Genomic DNA, 893 nt, shown 5'->3' with positions numbered 1-893 from the left:
TTGAAGCCTTGATCACCGAAACCCAGAAACGCAAACCACCGAGCAGGGCCTCCCTGGTCCGCGAGGGATTGATTGATGGAATTCGCCCCGTGCGGTCGTTGCTCGTCGCCATTGCAAAGCTGCCCTGGCAGGCCACCGGCGAGCATCCTGCCATCGAGTACCTTGCCAAGCTGCAAGCTTTATATCTCAAAGGATCCAGAAAGCTGCCAGTTGAAGTGGTGGCACCAAGTCTGGGAATGATCTGGCAGGTTTCGATCTCCAGCCCAGACCGGGAACGGGCGTTTCAGGCGTTGGAGGTGGCCACCCTGTTTGCCCTGCGCCGCGCGGTGCGCAATGGCTCGGTCTGGATTGAGCACAGCCTGAGCTTTCGGGGTCGTGCGCGCTTGTTCTTCACGGACGAGCGTTGGCAGGCAGAGTCCAAGAAACACTATGCCCGTCTATCGTTACCCAGCAAGGCTGCCACTTTCTTGAAGCCTTTGCTGGCCAGAGTAACTGCCGGTGTCGATGCGGTGGCCGCTGCAGCCCGCAGTGGCGTACTGCGCGTGGATGATGAACTCCATTTGTCGCCATTGCCCGCAGAGGACGAAGACCCAGAAGTGACCAAGCTGCGCGCGGCTTTGGGTCACCGCATCGGTGAGGTTCAATTGCCGGAAGTGATTCTGGCCGTTGACGCCCAGGTGCGCTTTAGCTGGATCATGCTCGGACGTGAGCCGCGCTCTACCGACGAGCTGCTGATGGTCTATGCCGGCATCATGGCCCACGGCACCAGTCTGACTGCGGTCGAATGCGCGCGCATGATTCCGCAATTGTCTGCCACCAGCATTCGCCATGCCATGCGCTGGGCGCGGGACGAACGGCGTCTGAGCCAGGCCTGCCAGGCTGTGCTGGAATTC

Annotated in this window: 1 protein-coding gene; it reads left to right on the top strand. The window is 60.6% G+C overall.

The genetic code is table 11. The features are described 5' to 3' along the window. On the top strand, positions 1-893 hold an 893-nt coding region (locus AvAM_RS16770), incomplete at both ends, for a Tn3 family transposase (protein ID WP_171012283.1).

Source organism: Acidovorax sp. NB1 (assembly GCF_005405905.1).
GTDB lineage: Bacteria > Pseudomonadota > Gammaproteobacteria > Burkholderiales > Burkholderiaceae_C > Acidovorax.
Note: the sequence above shows the minus strand (reverse complement) of the source record. Positions and strands in the feature narration are given on the sequence as shown.